Origin of the sequence: Gracilimonas sp. (genome assembly GCF_040218225.1) — a bacterium.
Taxonomy (GTDB): Bacteria; Bacteroidota; Rhodothermia; order Balneolales; family Balneolaceae; genus Gracilimonas.
This window is the reverse complement of sequence record NZ_JAVJQO010000004.1, coordinates 204,361-221,212: the sequence shown is the minus strand read 5'-3', so window position 1 is coordinate 221,212 and position 16,852 is coordinate 204,361. Positions and strand designations below refer to the sequence as shown.

Sequence of the window (16,852 nt, the reverse complement as noted above, 5' to 3'; positions counted from 1 at the left end):
TTCGGGATTGGGTGATTTACCGGGATTAAAATAGAAACCCGTCATTGCGAGGCGCCCGAAATGCTTAATGCAGGATTGGGATATAGTTCAACGAAGCAATCTCCCGATAGCGAGATCCCAAATAGTTCAGTGAGATCGCGTCGTCGGATTACAATATAACTCGACTGTAAGCATTCATTTCTCCTCGCGATGACGATACTATAAATAATCACTGTTTTCTTTACACGTTTCCATTATATGTAAAGAAATTCGGATATTTTTTACATATACTCTTATATGTGTAAAGAATTAACCAAAATGTTATGACATCCGAACCAAAAGAATGGGAATGGAGCCCGCTTCCTCCCAATGTGAATGTGGAAACGCCTGAAGTGCTCAAAAAAGCGCTGGAAGCTCAGCAGTATTTATCTGAGTTAAAGGGGATTTCTCAAACCATTCCGAATCAGGCTATTCTGCTTAATACGCTGCCCATTCAGGAGGCAAGAGATTCCTCCGAAATTGAGAACATTGTTACCACCAGCGATGCCCTTTACAAAGCCGATGTAGAAAAAGAGAAGAGAATAGATCAAACTACAAAGGAGGTACAGAGATACGCCGTTGCCCTAAAAGAAGGCTTTGACCGTATTCAAAAAGGTGGACTTATACGAATTAACGATATCATTGCCATTCAGGAAACCCTGGAAGATAACGATGCGGGCGTACGGGCTTTACCCGGGACAAAACTAACGAATCCTGCTACCGGAGAAGTGGTATTTATTCCGCCTCAACACAAAGAGGTTATCCTAAAAGCCCTCAATAATCTGGAGCAATACATCAATAACGATGAGCTCTCTCCTGTTCATCCGCTTATTAAAATGGCCATCATTCATGTTCAGTTTGAAAGCATCCATCCGTTCTATGATGGGAATGGGAGAACAGGACGGATTATCAACATGCTGTACCTAGTTCAAAAAGGATTGCTGGATATTCCGGTACTGTATCTAAGCAGGTATATCGTACAAAATAAGCCAAAATATTACGAGTTGTTGCAACGCGTAAGAACCCACAATGATTGGGAAAGCTGGATTTTGTATCTGCTTGAAGGGGTTAAACAAACATCCATCGGCACCATTGAAGACATCACCCAGATTCGAGAAGAAATGCTAAGGGCCAAGCATGAAATCAGAAAACAATTCTCTTTTTACAGTCAGGACCTGATCAATCATATTTTCAGGCATCCTTATACCAAAATCAATCACCTGAAAGACGACTTGAGAGTCAGTCGCCCTACCGCTACCAAATATTTAGACGAACTGTCGGAGGCCAATTTTCTAAAAAAAGTAAAACAGGGAAGAGATAATTATTACATTAACAACAATTTGTTGGAAATATTAGTAGATAACAAGTAAAGCATGTCCAATTTTGACTTTCTACATCCCGACTGGCCCGAGTTTATCGATGATGCCCAAGCCGTGGAAAAACTCGTGCATTTTGATCCGCGTGGAGCCTGCGGCCGTGCCCGGCACTTGATCGAGCAGGTGGTACTGTGGATGTACGAACATGACGAAGATTTAGAACTCCCCTACGACACCGGTTTGTATAACATCACCAATGAAATGGGCTTCAAAAAGATCATTGGCTATAAGGTGTATGAGAAGATCAAAGTGATTCGGAAGGTGGGCAACATTGCACTTCACGAAAACAAGCGAGTCACAGAAGACGATGCCTTGCGAGTTTGCCGGGAAGTTTTTCATGTGATGTATTGGCTTTATAGTACGTACACTACCGATGAAGAGCCCAAGCCTGAATTGGAATTTGATCCCAATAAAGTCCCCAAGGTAGAATCGGCTTCCAAAGAATCTCTGGAGCGATTGCAGGAGCTCGAATCCCAAATGGAAGAACGGGCAGATCGCTTGCGGGAATTACAGCAGTCGCTGGAAGAAAAAGACAAAGCTTTAGAGCAGCGCAACCGCGAGATCAAACAGATGCGCTTGCAAACCCGCAAGTACGCTGATAATCACGATTACAACGAGGCGGAGACCCGCGAACTACTGATTGATGTCATGCTTCGGGAATCAGGCTGGGACCCGGCCGAGCGGAACGTCCGCGAGTATGAGGTCTCGGGAATGCCCAACAAATCCGGAACCGGCTATGTGGATTATGTGCTTTGGGATGATAACGGCAAACCCCTTGCCTTGGTGGAAGCCAAGCGAACGACTCGCAGCTATGATGAAGGACAGCATCAGGCCAAGCTGTATGCGGATTGCCTGGAGAAAGAGTTTGACGTTCGCCCGGTCATCTTCATGTCGAACGGTTATGAGATCTGGATCTGGGACGATGAGCAGTACCCTCCGCGAAAAGTTTTAGGATTCTACACGAAAGACAGCCTTCAAAAGCTGTTCTTTCAGCGAGCGAATAAAGAGTCGCTTAAACTGGCGGAGGTCAATAAAAAAATTACAGGACGTTACTATCAGGTAGCCGCTATTCGAAGAGTCGGGGAACGATTCCAGGAGGGGCACCGCCGGGCGTTACTGGTGATGGCCACCGGTACAGGAAAAACCCGTACCGCTATTTCCATCACGGATATGGTGCTTAAAAAGAAATGGGCTAAACGTGTGTTGTTCTTAGCGGATCGCAACGCCTTGGTGAAGCAAGCCTATAAAAATTATGCAGAACACCTCCCCGAAGTTCCCATCGTAAACTTAGTGGAAGAAAAGAATGATGATGCGGCTCGAGTGGTCTTCAGCACCTATCCGACGATGCTAAACCAGATCGAAAACCTGGAAGAAGGAAAGCGAAAGTTTGATCCCGGCCACTTTGATCTCGTGATCATCGATGAGGCTCACCGAAGTGTGTATAATAAATATAAGGCCATCTTCGACTATTTTGACGCCCTGCTGCTGGGGTTAACAGCCACGCCCAAAGAAGATGTTGACCACGACACTTATGATCTATTCAATGCCGAACAAGGAAATCCCACTTATGCATATGGATTAGAAGAGGCGGTGAATGATGGGTTTTTGGTTCCTCCGAAAAAAGTAAAAGTTCTCGGAAATCTTTTAACGCATGGTGTTACCTACTCTGAACTATCCGAAGAAGAGAAAAAGGTGTATGATGATCTCATCAGAGATACCGATCTAGAAACCGGTCCGGGATATGTAGATCCCCAGAAATTAAATGCATTCCTGTTCAATGAGGATACGGTTGAGAAAGTTCTTACTCAGCTCATGGAGTATGGAATCAAGGTAGAAGGTGGTGACCGACTTGGAGACACCATCATTTTTGCTAAGAATCAGCGACATGCAAAGTTTATCCGCGAGACTTTTGATAAAATCTATCCTGCTTATGCAGGAAAACTTGCCAAAGTAATTCACAATAAGGTAGAATATGCTCAGGATTTAATTGAGGATTTCTGTTTCCCTAAGAAAATGCCTGTCATTGCCATATCGGTGGATATGATGGATACGGGAATAGATGCACCTGACTGTGTAAACCTGGTCTTTTTTAAACCGGTTCGTTCCAAGGCAAAGTTCAATCAGATGATTGGTCGTGGTACCCGTTTGCGTCCTGATCTGTTTGGCCCCGGTGAGGATAAGCAGCACTTTCTGATTTTCGATTACTGTGGCAACTTCGAGTTCTTTGAGGAAAATCCAGAAGGATATGAGACCACTTCCAGCGCTTCGATAACAGCACGCATTTTTGAACAACGATTGAGTCTGACTTCTAAGCTGACCAACGAACCGTACAATCAGGATGAAGTATTGCAGGAGTACCGGACCGAATTATTGAATCTACTTCATCAGCAGGTTTCAAACCTTGATCATCAAAGTATTCAGGTCAGGCCGCACTTAAAGCTAGTGCATAAACTAGAAGAGCGATCGGTTTGGGAGCATCTACAGTCCAATGAACGCAATGAAATTGTACGAAAGCTGGCTGAGGTTATCCCTCCTAATTTGAACGAAGATGAAAGGACTCGTCGATATGATTTGTTGATGCTCAATTTACAACATCAGGTGTTAGACGGAGTGCTGGAGAAAAGTAATCTCAAAGAAAACGCCATTCGCATTGCGGAGATATTGTTTAACAAAAAGCATATACCGGCAGTAAAGAATGTGTTGCCTTCGGTTCAACAATCCATGAGTGAAGAATTTTGGGAGTCGCCCCACCCTTCTGAGATGGATGAGATCAGAGCCAATCTAAGAGAGCTAATGCATTTGATCGATACGAAAGATAAAACCATTGCATTTACGGATTTTGAAGATGAATTATCCGATCCGGAATTTGAAGAAGGGATGGTAGGTGAGTCTGCAATTAATAAAGATCGGTACCTGAGAAAGATCCGGAAGTTCATCGAAGAACACAGCAATCATTTGATCATTGAGAAAATCCGGAAAGCGAAACCGCTCACGGATAAAGACCTTGAAACCCTGGAGCAGTTTCTTTTGGAGTCCGATCCAAGCATTAGTTCCGAGGAATTTCATGAGCTCGTGGGTAAGAATTTAAAGATAGTCGAGTTTGTACGATCTGTTTCAGGGCTGGATCGAGAAGCCGTGGTCAAAGAATTCGATCAATTCCTGCAAAGCAATCAGCTCAGTTCAAATCAAATACAGTTTATTGAGCAGATGATTGAATTCTACACCGAAAAAGGCCACCTGGATGTTGCCAACCTCTACGAACCACCGTTCGACTTTATTGATGAAGACGGATTAGATGGGGTCTTTGATAACAATGCCAAAGTCATTGATCTGCTGGTTGAGAAGGTTAGAAGCTTGAATGAGATCAAGGTAGGGTGAATACAATTTCCCCAATGAAACCTCATCACCAGCTCATCTGTTGTAGCTTTTAGCGAATTCGAATACATCAACAGAGAAAAAATTTATGAGTACAGCAACCGAGGAGATTGCAGAAGAGAAAGTACAGGAAACGGATGAAGCCAAAGAGATTATGGCTTCCGGCGAAGATGTAGGGCTCAGAGTTTGGAGGAATGAAGAGCCGGGTATCAACAAAGAAACGCACAGCAGTCCGTATGAAACCGTGGGCTATGTGCTGAAAGGAAAGGCCGAACTGCATTTGGAGGATCAGATTGTAGAACTCACCGAAGGGAATTCATATCTCGTTCCCAAGGATGTTGAACACACCTATAAGATTATCGAAACCTTTTCCGCTGTGGAAGCTACCTCGCCTCCGGCACATCTAATTGAAACGTAATTTCGTTCTTAATACCCAGCCGCCTGTCCGTCTACCCGTGATTCGGAAGCGCCATAATAAACACCCGTTTCAAGGTCGCGCATGATGGCCTGGAATCTTCCGAAGAAGCTGTGCCCAATTTGAACATCATGCCCCATAGCTTCCAGGTCGCGAACCACCTGGTAATCAATGGAGGATTCGATACTTACCATTCCTACATCCGTCAGCGTTTCGTCCATTCCATCTGTGGGTTGAGATGATCCGGAGTGTTCCCAGCGCAGGGCGTCTCCCGCCTGTTGCATATTCATGCCGAAGTCAATCACATTGGTGATCAGGCTGACATGCCCCATCGGCTGATAGGCTCCGCCCATATTCCCGATGGTCATAAACGGCTCGCCATCTTTCATAACAAAGCCCGGGATGATGGTATGAAAAGGACGTTTCCCGGGTTCGTAAACATTGGGGTGATTTGGATCGAGTGAAAATAACTCGCCTCTGTTCTGGAAGCTGAATCCGGTTCCGGGAACGACAAATCCTGTTCCCATTCCCCGGAAATTACTTTGAATCAGGGAGACCATGTTGCCGTGCTTGTCGGCTGTGGTGAGATAAATGGTATCGCCGTCTTCGAGAACATCCACGCCGGTAGTGAGGTCTTCGCGGGCTTCATCACCAATCAGTTTTCGGCGCTCGGCCGCATATTCTTTGGATAATAATTTTTCATAAGGGACATCATAAAAAGAAGGATCTGCGTAATGCTTCGCCCGATCTTCAAAAGCCAGCTTTTTTGCTTCAATAAAGAGGTGATAAGTTTCGGCTGTGGCAAACCCGGTCTTTGAAAGATCAAAGCCTTCCAGAATATTGAGCATCTGAAGTACCGCCGTCCCTTGTACATTTCCGCCTACCTGATATACATCGTAGCCCCGATAGTTGACGGTTTGGGGTTCCACCCATTCTGATTCATGCTTGTCAAAATCTTCGTAGCGAAGGTAGCCTCCGTTTTCTTTCATCCAGCTGTCGATCTTTTCAGCAATTTCACCCCGGTAAAAAGCATCCCGACCCTCGCTGGCCAGAAGTCGGAAGGTGTTCCCTAAATCAGGATTTTTAAAGATTTCTCCTTTATTCGGACCACGCCCATCAAAGGTAAAAGTCTCTTTAAAGGCCCCGGGCTGCCGGCTTAAATAAGGAGCACTTCGGCGCCAGCTTGCGGAAATGGCTTCACTCACAGGAAACCCATTTTCCGCATACCATATGGGTTCTTCAAGAATATCTTCCATCGGCGTTGAGCCAAAACGCTCATGCATGGTGAACCATCCATCCACAGCTCCGGGCACTGAAACCGAAAGAAGATCGTAGGGAGGGATGCCATCTTCGCCTTTCTCTTCCAGTATTTCCATCAGGCGGTCGTAGGAAAGGCCGCGGGGTGAACGGCCGCTGGCATTCAGGGCATACAATTTTCCGCTTTCCTCATGCCAGATAATGGCAAAGAGGTCGCCCCCGATTCCATTTCCGGTGGGTTCCATTAAACCCATGGCCGCATTGGCTGCAATAGCCGCATCAATGGCATTTCCTCCGTTTTTTAAAACCTGGAGTCCCACCTGCGTTGCCAGGGGCTGACTGGTAGCTACCATCCCGCGCTGTGCAATAACCTCGGAGCGGGTTGATATCATGTTACCAGCTTCGCGATCAATTTGTGCGACAGCGTGTTTAACAGGAAGAGCAGATAGAATGAATAGTAAAAGAATCGAAGAGCGTAAAACGGATTTCATATATAACCTGATTATTTTAAATAAAGAGGATTATACAATCGGAAATCGCCTTTTACAATAAAAAAGCCCCAAACCGTTGATGCGATTCGGGGCTTACTTTTTTTGTTTCCTCTTTTAAGGAGTAATAATCAGTTTACCGCGGGTATGTAAAGACTGTATTTTTTCGAGTGCTTCGCCGGCTTCTTCCAAGGAAAAGGTCTCAGTGACGGGTACAGAAATCTTGCCACTGTCAGCCAGTACAGCAATGTGTTCGAGTTGTTCCGCATTCGGTTCCACGAATACATATTTGAAGTCAATATCATCGCTGATATCGGGCTTGCTGTTGGTGATAGAAACCACTTTTCCGCCTTCTTTTAATACTCCGGCTTCCATTACTTGCGCAAAGGAATCTCCCCGTGAGCAATGGAAAATTAAATCCACACCATCAGGTTGAGCTTCTTTAACAGCTTCGCCAACATGATTTTCGTTATAGTCGATGGTTATGTCAGCACCGAGTTCTTTCATGTAGTCATGATTTTTTTCGCTTGCCACACCAATTACCTTGGCGCCGACTGATTTCGCTAACTGTATGGCGAGCGTCCCAACTCCACCGGAAGAACCTAAAATGAGCAGGGTTTGACCTTTTTTAAGCTCTCCAAAATCAAAAATAGACTGATAAGCTGTTAATCCAACTAAAGGGATTCCGCCTGCTTCTTCTGCAGACACATTTGTCGGTCGTTCTGCGAGATAAGATTCCGGCAAGCTGATATATTCGGCAAAAGTACCATGCTGGATTTTAGGCCGGCGTGCATACGCGTATACTTCATCACCGGGGCTAAATCGGCTCACTGAGTGACCAACTTCTTCAACCACTCCTGCTACATCCCAACCGGGGATAAGAGGGAATTCTCCGGGAATGGCATCTTTAAGCATTCCGCCAACAATGGCTCCATCCACGGGGTTAACTCCGGCTGCCTGAATTTTAACCAGGACTTCGCCTTCTCCGGCTTCTGGTTTTTCTAGTTTTCCTGTTTTTATGGTACTGGAATCTCCATACTGCTCAATAAAGGCAGCGTTCATTTGGTTACTCATATCTTTTGTTTTGATGAATGTCTTTTTATTTCTTCCTGCAAAACAAAGGTGTGAAAAAGTGCATTCCAAAAAAGTGGAATGAATCAGTGTGATTGCATGGGGTAAGTTCTTAGCCAATTCCATATTTTTGAGCCATGCAAAAAGAACTACAGATCCGCGTTCTGCCCGAAGTGGCAGGTGAGCCTCATTTACTTGAAGAATATATCATTGACAAAGAAGGCCTGGCATCCGAAGATCTTCGTTATGTGGAAGTCTTGCGCCGATCCATTGATGCCCGTGCCCGGCAGGCGTACTATAATCTGAAAGTCCGGCTCTATATTAATGAGGAATTTGAGTCCGAAGAAATCACGTTGCCCGATTATCCGAATGTCAGTAATGCGGAAGAGGTAATTATCATCGGGGCGGGGCCAGCCGGATTGTTTGCAGCTCTTGAATTGATGGAACAAGGATTGAAGCCGGTCATTTTAGAGCGTGGTAAAAATGCCAAAGACCGTATCCAGGATCTGAAGGGAATCAATGTACAGCATGTCGTAAATGAAGATTCTAACTATTGTTTTGGGGAAGGAGGAGCCGGTACTTATTCAGACGGAAAGCTTTATACCCGTTCAAAGAAGCGGGGTGATGTTCAAAAGGTGCTGGAGTTGTTGGTTGGTTTTGGAGCAGTAAAGAATATCCTGGTGGAAGCTCATCCCCACATCGGGACTAATAAACTTCCCAAAATCATCGCTAACATGAGGGAGTGTATTCTTCAGCATGGAGGTGAGATTCATTTTAATACCCGTGTAACCGATCTTATTACGGATTCCTCTTCTATAAGGGGAGTGGAAGCCAGGGATGGTGAAAAGTTTTACGCAAAAAAGGTGATTCTGGCAACGGGTCACTCTGCAAGGGATATTTTTGAGTTGCTGCATCGTAAAGGGATTGAGATTCAGCTGAAGCCGCTGGCTATTGGTGTTCGAGTGGAGCATCCGCAGTCGCTGGTCGATTCCATTCAGTATAATTGTGAAACCCGGGGAGACTATCTTCCACCTGCCGCTTATAGTATTGTGAAACAAGTGGATGATCGAGGGGTGTATTCGTTTTGTATGTGTCCCGGAGGTGTGATTGCTCCCTGCGCCACTTCACCCAGAGAGATCGTTACAAATGGATGGTCTTCATCACGGCGGGCTCGTTCAACGGCAAACTCGGGAGTAGTAGTTGAATTGAAGCCGGAAGATTTCAAGTCTTTTGAGAAATACGGTCCCCTGGCAGCCATGGAATTTCAGCGAGCTATTGAACAAAAAGCGTGGAAAGCAGGTGGTGAAACTCAAACAGCCCCGGCGCAGCGATTACGGGATTTCATCAAAAGCGATGTCTCCAAAGATCTGCCCAATACGTCTTATGCTCCCGGAATTACCTCCGTTGAACTGGGTTCTATTTTGCCTTCATTTATTCACAAAACGCTGAAAGAAGGATTTCTTCAATTCGAAAAAAGCATGCGTGGCTATTTAACCAATGATGCGGTTGTGCATGCCCCGGAAACCCGAACATCCAGCCCGGTTAAAATTCCCCGGGACCGGGAAACACTGGAGCATGTGCAGATCGCCGGATTATATCCCTGTGGAGAAGGGGCAGGTTATGCGGGAGGCATTGTTTCCGCAGCTATGGATGGGATGAGATGTGCCAAGCAGATCAAGCTAAGAAGCACGGAATGAAAAACTGCGAACCACTTTCCAGTTTTCGCCGGTGTGTTTTAAGAGGTATAAATCCTTTGCGGTAAAGGATGCATCAAAAGTTCGGTCCTGAAATTCCTTCCAGGCTTTATGAAAGTTGGATTTGGTGAGGTCTTTGAAGGCCAGAGTGAGGTGAGGGTGATAGGGGCGCTTATCATAGTTATAATTAAACAGCTCTGAGTTTTTACGCGCCAGCTCTTCCAGTTTTTCTTGCACTTTCATCAGTTTTGGGCTTTTCTCCACATCGATAAAAATCACGCGGGGCGGAAAGGTAGAGAAGTCGTTAAACTGGATTTCAAAAGGTTTAAAAGCTTGAGAAAAAACATCGAGCAGGGAATCCAGTTTGTCTTCGTTTTCATCCTCCAGCCGGAAGGGACTCAGAAGTGTTATATGCGGCGGGGCATTCAGCGAATGTGAGCTGTTAAACTTCTCTTTCACTTCCAGCTTTAGTTTCTGTACTTCATCCTTTAGCGGACTTGGTGGAATAAGTGCTATGAAGTAGAGGTAGTTCGCCATATTGAGTTAATGATAAGTAAAGAAAGTCGTCATGCTGAATTTATTTCAGCATCTTTTTAAGGCTTACCAAGCTTTTTCAGATCCTGAAACAAGTTCAGAATGACAGCAGGGTGTGGGAGTAAATATTTTTAAACCTTACCCTCAAATCTCAATTTTATTCATCCGTTCTTTTATCTGCTCATTGCCCAAATTTCCGATACTGCCTTCATGAGTATGATTCAATTCAGTCGGAGGTTCAAAAATACCGTCTTCAATTTGTTGAGCTACTTGTTGATATGCATCCCGGAAAGGCACGCCATCTTTTACTAACTCATTGACGGCTTCCACAGAGAAGATGAGTTTGTATTTTGGATCGTCTAAAATTTTATCATTTACCTTCATTTGTCCGGCCGCGTATTCGGTAATGAATAAACAGCTTTTTAATTCTTCGATGGCGGGAAACAGCTGCTCTTTCAAAATCTGGAAATCGCGGTGGTAGCCGGAAGTCAGATTCGTGGTAGCCATCATAATTTGGTTGGGTAGTGTTTTCAGTGCATTGGTTTTAGCGCGGATCAGCTCAAATACATCCGGATTCTTTTTGTGGGGCATGATGCTGGAGCCAGTGGTGAGTTCATCCGGCAGCTTCAAAAACTGAAAGTTCTGGCTGTTGTAGAGACACACATCAGCAGCCAGTTTGTTGAGGGTTCCGGCAAGTCCGGCCATGGCAAAAGACAAAGTTTGTTCGGTTTTACCCCTTCCCATTTGGGCATAGACTGAATTCACATTCAGTCCTTCAAAACCCAGAAGCTCTGCTGTCATTTTTCGGTTTAGCGGGAAGGAAGAACCATAGCCTGCTGCCGATCCCAGCGGATTTCGATTGATGATATGATAAGCAGATTCCAGTAGTACCAAATCATCCACCAGGCTTTCAGCATAAGCCCCGAACCACATCCCAAAACTGGAGGGCATGGCGGCCTGGGTATGGGTATATCCCGGAAGAAGCACTTCTTTGGTAGCTTCACTTTGATCAATCAGCGTGTTGAATAATTTTTTTGAAAGCCCGGCAATTTCTTTGATTTGATCACGGAGATAAAGGCGAATATCCACCAGCACCTGATCGTTTCGGGAACGACCGGAATGTACTTTCTTGCCTATATCGCCAAGCTCTTTTGTAAGCATCAGTTCAATTTGGGAATGTACATCTTCCACGCCCTCTTCAATTTCAAAATCGCCGGGTTCAATAACCTCCTCAAGAATTCTGTTCAGCTCTTTGGTCAGGATTTCAAGCTCTCCTTTCTCCAGCAGTCCAACCGATTCGAGCATGGTAATATGAGCGATGGTGCCCTGCACGTCATACTTAGCAAGTTCAAGGTCAAGTTCCCTGTCTTTACCCACCGTGAATTTCTCGATGAAAGCATCAGTTTCAATGCCCTTTTCCCAAAGTTTCTTGTTACTCATAATTGTTGATTTTTAATTTGCCACGAAAGCTCTAAAACACGGATGACGTGGATTCTGCAGATCATCACAGATACAAAGTAAATTAGCGACTACCCGCAAAATCGATGTTATCCGCGTTCCAATTCCAATCCATCCAAAAGCTCAATATAAGTTTTAATGCCGTCGCGAATTTCATCCAGATGAATAAACTCATCGGCCGTGTGAGAACGACGGGTATCGCCAGGTCCTATTTTTACGCTGTTGAACGGCATGTGAACCTGATCCGACATCGTCTTGGATCCATAGGTTCTGATGTTCAACTCGTTCGCTTTTTTCACGATAGAATGATTCAAATCGATACCCGATGCATTTAAATTCAGTGATCGCGGATTCACATCACAGTCCACATATTTGCGGATAATATCGACCACTTCCTGATTGGTGTAACATTCATTGGGACGGACATCTACCACAAACCGGCATTCATCCGGCACCACGTTGTGCTGACTTCCTGCCTCGATTTGAGTGACCGTCATGTTTATGGATCCCAACACCTCCGATACCTGATCGAACTCAAATGCGCGGAACCACTCGATATCTTTCATTGCTTTGTAAAGAGCATTTATCCCTTCAGCCCGTGCGGCATGTCCGCTTTCGCCATGACTTACGCAATCCAGCACAATGAGTCCGCGTTCGGCGATGGCAAGATCCATAGAAGTGGGTTCGCCCACAACAGCAAAATCAATTTTGGTGAGTTCAGGAAGGACAATGGGAACACCTTTTTTTCCTGAAGTTTCCTCTTCCGCAGAAGCCAGGAAAACCAGATTGTACGGCTGCTTTTTTTGAGCGAGATAGACAAATGTGGCGAGCAGGCTTACGAGTGGTCCGCCCGCATCATTACTTCCCAAACCAAAAAGCTTTTCATCTTCCAGCGTTGGGGAAAACGGGTCTTTCCTCCACTTGGAAGAAGCCCTTACTGTGTCGTGATGAGAGTTCAGCATGAGGGTTGGTTTGTTGGGATCGACCGCTCCTGACCAGCCCCAAATATTGTTCCCCTTACGCAGTGGCTCAAATCCAAATTCTTTCATCACTCCAGAAATTAAATCCGCAGTTTGGTCTTCTTCGCCACTGTACGATTGGGTGGAAATCAGCTTTTTCAGCAGCTCTATGGCTTGTTCGCTAAGTTGGTTGATGTCTTTCATATTCAAGTTTCATTTGTCATTCCGGTCAAACGTAGTGTAGAACCGGAATCTCCCTGAATAGCATCTAAGTTTGATTCTGGAGATCCCGGATCGAGTCCGTAATGACTGGTTTTATATTTTTCTTTGATCATCTGCTTAACCTGTGTCATCCGCATTCCATCATCTTGTTAATTTAGTCCCGGAGCTGGTTTCTGCTACGGCTCCAAAACTTCGGATGCTTACGTTTTTGACTCCACTTTTAAGCGCTGAGAAACCTAAATCCAGTTTGGGAATCATACCATCTGTTATTGCGCCGCTGTCTTTTAAATATCGGTATAGCAGCAGGTTCATTTCGGTCACAACCTGCCCTTTATTCATTACGCCGTCTTGTTCAAAACAAAGCATAAGTTCCGTTTTAAAATCGCTACTGAGAGCAGATGCCACCGAAGAGGCAATCGTGTCGGCATTGGTATTAAGCATATTACCGTTGCCATCGTGCGTGAGTGGAGCCAGAACCGGAATTGCGTTCTCGTTCAAAAATTGTGTCAGCCATTTGGTGTTCACTGATTCTATATCGCCCACCCAGCCAAAATTTATGGGTTCGGGATTCCGTTTTTTTGCGGGGATGATGTTCAGGTCAGCACCGGAAAGTCCAATGGCGTTAGTATCCAAGGCCTGCAGTTTTGCTACAATTTTTTTATTCACCAGTCCGCCATACACCATGGTGATGACTTCCAGCGTTTCTGCATCGGTAATGCGGCGGCCATCAATCATATTTGGTTTGATGCCGAGCCGCACGCCCATCCTGGAGGCAATAGACCCTCCACCATGAACCAGCACCTTCGGCTCTTTGACAGACACAAAAGCGTGCAGAAAAGTATCCAGTTTTTGCTCGTCATCAATGACCTTTCCCCCAATTTTAATGACTTTCACGGGTTTCATTTTAACTCCTTTAGAATGTGCTGCAGAACTACCTGCATCGAATAAATTCGGTTGGCAGCTTGGGGAATGATCAGACTATTTTCACTGTCAACTACGTCATCCTCAGCAATCACATTTCGGCGAAGCGGAAGGCAGTGCATGAACTTTGCGTTGTTGGTAAGTTTCATTTTGTTAGCGGTCACCATCCAATCCGGATTCTGAGAAAGGATTTTTCCATACTGTGAATAACTGCTCCAGTTTTTGGCATACACAAAGTCTGCACCCTCAAAAGCTTTTTTCTGATTGTATTCGACGCTAGCATTTCCAACCGCTTCACCCACTAACTCATAACCTTGAGGATGAGTGATAGTCAGGTCGAAACCTGCGGCCTGCATCCATTTCGAAAATGAGTTAGCCACCGCCTGTGGAAGTGCCCTGGGGTGAGGAGCCCAGGTTAATACAACCTTCGGTTTTTCTACAGTCTTATGTTCTTCAATGGTGATAAGATCAGCCAGTGCCTGTAATGGGTGTCCGGTTCCAGACTCCATATTGATAACCGGGGCCGGGCAGTATTTTTTAAACGATTCCATCACCTGTTCACTGTAATCTTCCTCCCGGTTTTCCAGTTTGGCAAAAGCACGTATGGCTACAATATCAAAATAAGAGCCGATCACAGCTGCGGCTTCCTTGATGTGTTCAGCTTTATCTGAATCCATTTTTACGCCATCTGCAAATTCAAGCTGCCAACCCTGACTGCCAACATCCAGAACTGCCGTGTTCAAGTCAAGGTTGAAAGCCGCTTTCTGAGAACTGAGTCGTGTTCGCAGGCTGGGGTTCAGGAAGATCAGGCACATAGACTTATCCAGTCCAAGGTCTTTATACACATGCGGGTTCTTCTTGATTTCCAGCGCGTCTTTTACAAGCTCCGGGAGGTTTTCTACATCATTAATGGACAGGAATGATTTCATTGATCGGTATTATTAAAAGTTAAAAGTCCGGTCATCGCGAGGAGTTTTACTGTATGATTATGGTCATGGAGCCTTCCGACGTGGCGATCTTCACGATTTCCTTCAGTTGTTTTACTCAGGGAGATTGCTTCGTCGTTTGAATGATCATTCCTTTCTCCAAAGGCAAGGGCTCCTAGCAATGACTTGGCGTTCAAATCTGTCATTTCAGAACCTCCTTCAGGGCCGTAATTAATTCGTCGCATTCTTCTTTCCCGATGCTAAGCGGAGGGAGCAAGCGCAATACATTTTTATTGGAAGAGGAACCCGTAAAAATATGATGCTCGTAGAGTAATTTTTTTCGCCATTCGGCTACCGGCTGGTTAAACTCTGCGCCAATCATCAACCCAAAACCACGGACTTCCTGCACTTTTGGAAGTTTCTCTAATTTCTCTTTCAGATAGGAGCCGAGTTGTACCGCCTTCTGCATCAGGTTGTCCTGCTCCAGAACTTCAAGCACTGCAAGAGAAGCTGCGCAGGCCAGGTGATTGCCTCCAAAGGTGGTTCCCAGCATCCCGAATGATGCTTCAAACCTGGGGTGGATCAGCACGCCGCCAACCGGAAATCCGTTACCCATGCCTTTGGCCATCGAAATGATATCCGGCTCAATCCCGAATAACTGATGTGCAAAGAACTTGCCGGTTCGCCCAAATCCGGATTGTACTTCATCTAAAATTAAAACGGTAGCGGTCTCATCGCAGAGCGTTCGCAAGTGTTGGAAGAATTCCGGTGAAGGTGTTTCAATCCCGCCTACTCCCTGAATCCCTTCAATGATCACCGAGCTTATATCTTCTTGTTTTAGGGCTTTTTCAACGCCTTCAAAATCATTCAATTCAAAGCGAAGAACTTCCGCACCTTCGTTCACCGGAAATACGATATTGGGATTATCCGTAACTGCAACGGCAAGCGAAGTTCTCCCATGGAAAGCCCCTTTGAAGGCCAAAATCTTCTTTCGTCCATTATGAGCGGAGGCAACTTTCAGGGCATTTTCATTGGCTTCAGCTCCGGAATTACATAAGAATAAATTCCAGTCGTCGTAACCAGAAAGCTTGCCCAGCTTTTTGGCGAGTTCTTGCTGAATGCCAATAGGTACGGAATTGGAATAAAAGCCAATATCATTGAGCTGGGCATTTACCCGATCTACATAGTGCGGATGTGCATGTCCGATTGAAATGACGGCATGCCCGCCATAGAAATCGAGGTATTTTTGTCCGGTAGCATCATACACAAAATTACCTTTGGCCTTCACGGGCTCAACATCAAAAAGCGGATATACTTGAAATAGGTTCATTGCGTAATGGTGTTGATTTTTTCGTAGGAGGCGAGCAACCCTTTAATGACGGCCGAACTCAGTCCCTGGTGTTCCATCTCGTTCAGCCCGGCAATGGTACAGCCTTGTGGAGTGGTCACTTTGTCGATTTCAGTTTCTGGGTGATTGTGGCCTTCCACTAATAGTGAAGCAGCTCCGCGGGCGGTTTGCATGGCAATTTTCTGGGCTTCTTCAGCGTGAAAACCAAGCTGAATTCCACCCTGAGTTGCAGCACGAATGTATCGAAGGAAAAAAGCAATGCCGCTGGCCGCTAAAACCGTAGCTGCTTTCATCAGGTTTTCGTCGATGATAAGCGCTTCACCCAATGCCTCGAATAAAGTCTTCACTTCCTGGAGTTGTCCATTGGATACATTCTTGCCACACATACAGGTCATTGATTCCTGTATGGCTGTGGCAGTGTTTGGCATGGCCCGGATGATGGGCATTTCCGCTTCCAGATGCTGTTCAATGGTACTGATTTCTACACCGGTGATGGTGGAGATAAGCACATGTTTTTCAGAATCCAGCACAGTGTTTATTTCTTCCAGGACAGCCGGCAATTGCTTGGGTTGAACGCAAAGGAAGATATATTCAGCATGCTGAACAGCCTCCTTGTTATCTGAAGTCAACCTGAATTTCTGTGATTTCAGATGATCCAGTTTTTCCAGATGGCGCCGGGTCAGGTACATATTCTTTGGCTTGGCCAGTTTTGCTCCGGCAATCCCCTTGGCAATAGCTATTCCCAGGTTTCCAGCTCCTATGATCGCGATGTCGTGTTTTTTAGCCATGG

15 protein-coding genes are annotated in these 16,852 nt (G+C 45.5%); 4 read left to right on the top strand and 11 right to left on the bottom strand.

Annotated elements, in window-relative coordinates:
- Positions 1-302 precede the first annotated feature (302 nt).
- From RIB15_RS04945 to RIB15_RS04935, 3 genes are all read left to right on the top strand, one after another.
- Entirely contained in the window at positions 303-1,388 is a 1,086-nt protein-coding gene (locus tag RIB15_RS04945; protein ID WP_350201042.1) for a Fic family protein, read from the top strand.
- A 3-nt stretch (positions 1,389-1,391) separates the two neighbouring features.
- Positions 1,392-4,772: a DEAD/DEAH box helicase family protein gene (locus RIB15_RS04940; RefSeq protein WP_350201041.1), complete on the top strand. Its 3,381-nt coding sequence runs from the start codon at positions 1,392-1,394 to the stop codon at positions 4,770-4,772.
- A gap of 85 nt (positions 4,773-4,857) precedes the next feature.
- On the top strand, positions 4,858-5,187 hold the full coding sequence (locus RIB15_RS04935; RefSeq protein WP_350201040.1) for a cupin domain-containing protein: 330 nt from the start codon (positions 4,858-4,860) through the stop codon (positions 5,185-5,187).
- Positions 5,188-5,195: 8 nt separating this feature from the next.
- Here RIB15_RS04935 and ggt read toward each other — a convergent pair whose 3' ends face one another.
- The gene (gene ggt / locus RIB15_RS04930) at positions 5,196-6,932 is read right to left on the bottom strand and encodes a gamma-glutamyltransferase (RefSeq protein WP_350201039.1); all 1,737 of its coding nucleotides are present in this window, start codon (positions 6,930-6,932) and stop codon (positions 5,196-5,198) included.
- A gap of 114 nt (positions 6,933-7,046) precedes the next feature.
- A complete protein-coding gene (locus RIB15_RS04925) occupies positions 7,047-8,003 on the bottom strand; it encodes an NADP-dependent oxidoreductase (protein ID WP_350201038.1) in 957 nt (318 codons plus the stop codon).
- A 134-nt stretch (positions 8,004-8,137) separates the two neighbouring features.
- Here RIB15_RS04925 and RIB15_RS04920 point away from each other — a divergent pair, with 134 nt between their 5' ends.
- On the top strand, positions 8,138-9,697 hold the full coding sequence (locus RIB15_RS04920; RefSeq protein ID WP_350201037.1) for an NAD(P)/FAD-dependent oxidoreductase: 1,560 nt from the start codon (positions 8,138-8,140) through the stop codon (positions 9,695-9,697).
- Here RIB15_RS04920 and RIB15_RS04915 read toward each other — a convergent pair.
- The 9 genes from RIB15_RS04915 to proC form a co-directional block, all read right to left on the bottom strand.
- Complete coding sequence (locus tag RIB15_RS04915) at positions 9,680-10,231, bottom strand: 2'-5' RNA ligase family protein (protein ID WP_350201036.1); 552 nt, start codon at positions 10,229-10,231, stop codon at positions 9,680-9,682. The two genes, RIB15_RS04920 and RIB15_RS04915, sit on opposite strands and share 18 nt — an antisense overlap.
- Before the next feature lie 141 nt (positions 10,232-10,372).
- A complete protein-coding gene (gene argH / locus RIB15_RS04910) occupies positions 10,373-11,668 on the bottom strand; it encodes an argininosuccinate lyase (protein ID WP_350201035.1) in 1,296 nt (431 codons plus the stop codon).
- Positions 11,669-11,775: 107 nt separating this feature from the next.
- Positions 11,776-12,849 (bottom strand): M20 family metallo-hydrolase, encoded by a 1,074-nt coding sequence (locus RIB15_RS04905; protein ID WP_350201034.1) that lies wholly within the window; start codon positions 12,847-12,849, stop codon positions 11,776-11,778.
- 2 nt (positions 12,850-12,851) lie between these two features.
- Positions 12,852-12,980 (bottom strand): hypothetical protein, encoded by a 129-nt coding sequence (locus RIB15_RS04900; protein ID WP_350201033.1) that lies wholly within the window; start codon positions 12,978-12,980, stop codon positions 12,852-12,854.
- A gap of 28 nt (positions 12,981-13,008) precedes the next feature.
- Positions 13,009-13,770, bottom strand: a complete 762-nt coding sequence (gene argB, locus RIB15_RS04895) for an acetylglutamate kinase (RefSeq protein ID WP_350201032.1) — start codon at positions 13,768-13,770, stop codon at positions 13,009-13,011.
- Positions 13,767-14,717: an N-acetylornithine carbamoyltransferase gene (locus RIB15_RS04890; RefSeq protein ID WP_350201031.1), complete on the bottom strand. Its 951-nt coding sequence runs from the start codon at positions 14,715-14,717 to the stop codon at positions 13,767-13,769. Before RIB15_RS04890 ends, argB begins: the two co-directional genes overlap by 4 nt.
- A complete protein-coding gene (locus RIB15_RS04885; RefSeq protein ID WP_350201030.1) occupies positions 14,714-14,959 on the bottom strand; it encodes a hypothetical protein in 246 nt (81 codons plus the stop codon). Before RIB15_RS04885 ends, RIB15_RS04890 begins: the two co-directional genes overlap by 4 nt.
- Positions 14,917-16,044: an aspartate aminotransferase family protein gene (locus RIB15_RS04880; protein ID WP_350201029.1), complete on the bottom strand. Its 1,128-nt coding sequence runs from the start codon at positions 16,042-16,044 to the stop codon at positions 14,917-14,919. The genes RIB15_RS04885 and RIB15_RS04880 overlap by 43 nt, the downstream gene beginning before the upstream one ends.
- Complete coding sequence (gene proC, locus RIB15_RS04875) at positions 16,041-16,850, bottom strand: pyrroline-5-carboxylate reductase (RefSeq protein WP_350201028.1); 810 nt, start codon at positions 16,848-16,850, stop codon at positions 16,041-16,043. The genes RIB15_RS04880 and proC overlap by 4 nt, the downstream gene beginning before the upstream one ends.
- Between the last annotated feature and the right edge of the window lie 2 nt (positions 16,851-16,852).

Bases quoted from the DNA above. Each gene is read 5' to 3' on its own strand.
- argH (WP_350201035.1), bottom strand. From the start codon at position 11,668: ATGAGTAACAAGAAACTTTGGGAAAAGGGCATTGAAACTGATGCTTTC.
- proC (WP_350201028.1), bottom strand. From the start codon at position 16,850: ATGGCTAAAAAACACGACATCGCGATCATAGGAGCTGGAAACCTGGGA.
- RIB15_RS04905 (WP_350201034.1), bottom strand. From the start codon at position 12,849: ATGAAAGACATCAACCAACTTAGCGAACAAGCCATAGAGCTGCTGAAA.
- RIB15_RS04915 (WP_350201036.1), bottom strand. From the start codon at position 10,231: ATGGCGAACTACCTCTACTTCATAGCACTTATTCCACCAAGTCCGCTA.
- RIB15_RS04925 (WP_350201038.1), bottom strand. From the start codon at position 8,003: ATGAGTAACCAAATGAACGCTGCCTTTATTGAGCAGTATGGAGATTCC.
- ggt (WP_350201039.1), bottom strand. From the start codon at position 6,932: ATGAAATCCGTTTTACGCTCTTCGATTCTTTTACTATTCATTCTATCT.
- RIB15_RS04935 (WP_350201040.1), top strand. From the start codon at position 4,858: ATGAGTACAGCAACCGAGGAGATTGCAGAAGAGAAAGTACAGGAAACG.
- RIB15_RS04920 (WP_350201037.1), top strand. From the start codon at position 8,138: ATGCAAAAAGAACTACAGATCCGCGTTCTGCCCGAAGTGGCAGGTGAG.
- RIB15_RS04885 (WP_350201030.1), bottom strand. From the start codon at position 14,959: ATGCGACGAATTAATTACGGCCCTGAAGGAGGTTCTGAAATGACAGAT.
- RIB15_RS04880 (WP_350201029.1), bottom strand. From the start codon at position 16,044: ATGAACCTATTTCAAGTATATCCGCTTTTTGATGTTGAGCCCGTGAAG.
- RIB15_RS04940 (WP_350201041.1), top strand. From the start codon at position 1,392: ATGTCCAATTTTGACTTTCTACATCCCGACTGGCCCGAGTTTATCGAT.
- RIB15_RS04900 (WP_350201033.1), bottom strand. From the start codon at position 12,980: ATGATCAAAGAAAAATATAAAACCAGTCATTACGGACTCGATCCGGGA.
- RIB15_RS04945 (WP_350201042.1), top strand. From the start codon at position 303: ATGACATCCGAACCAAAAGAATGGGAATGGAGCCCGCTTCCTCCCAAT.
- argB (WP_350201032.1), bottom strand. From the start codon at position 13,770: ATGAAACCCGTGAAAGTCATTAAAATTGGGGGAAAGGTCATTGATGAC.
- RIB15_RS04890 (WP_350201031.1), bottom strand. From the start codon at position 14,717: ATGAAATCATTCCTGTCCATTAATGATGTAGAAAACCTCCCGGAGCTT.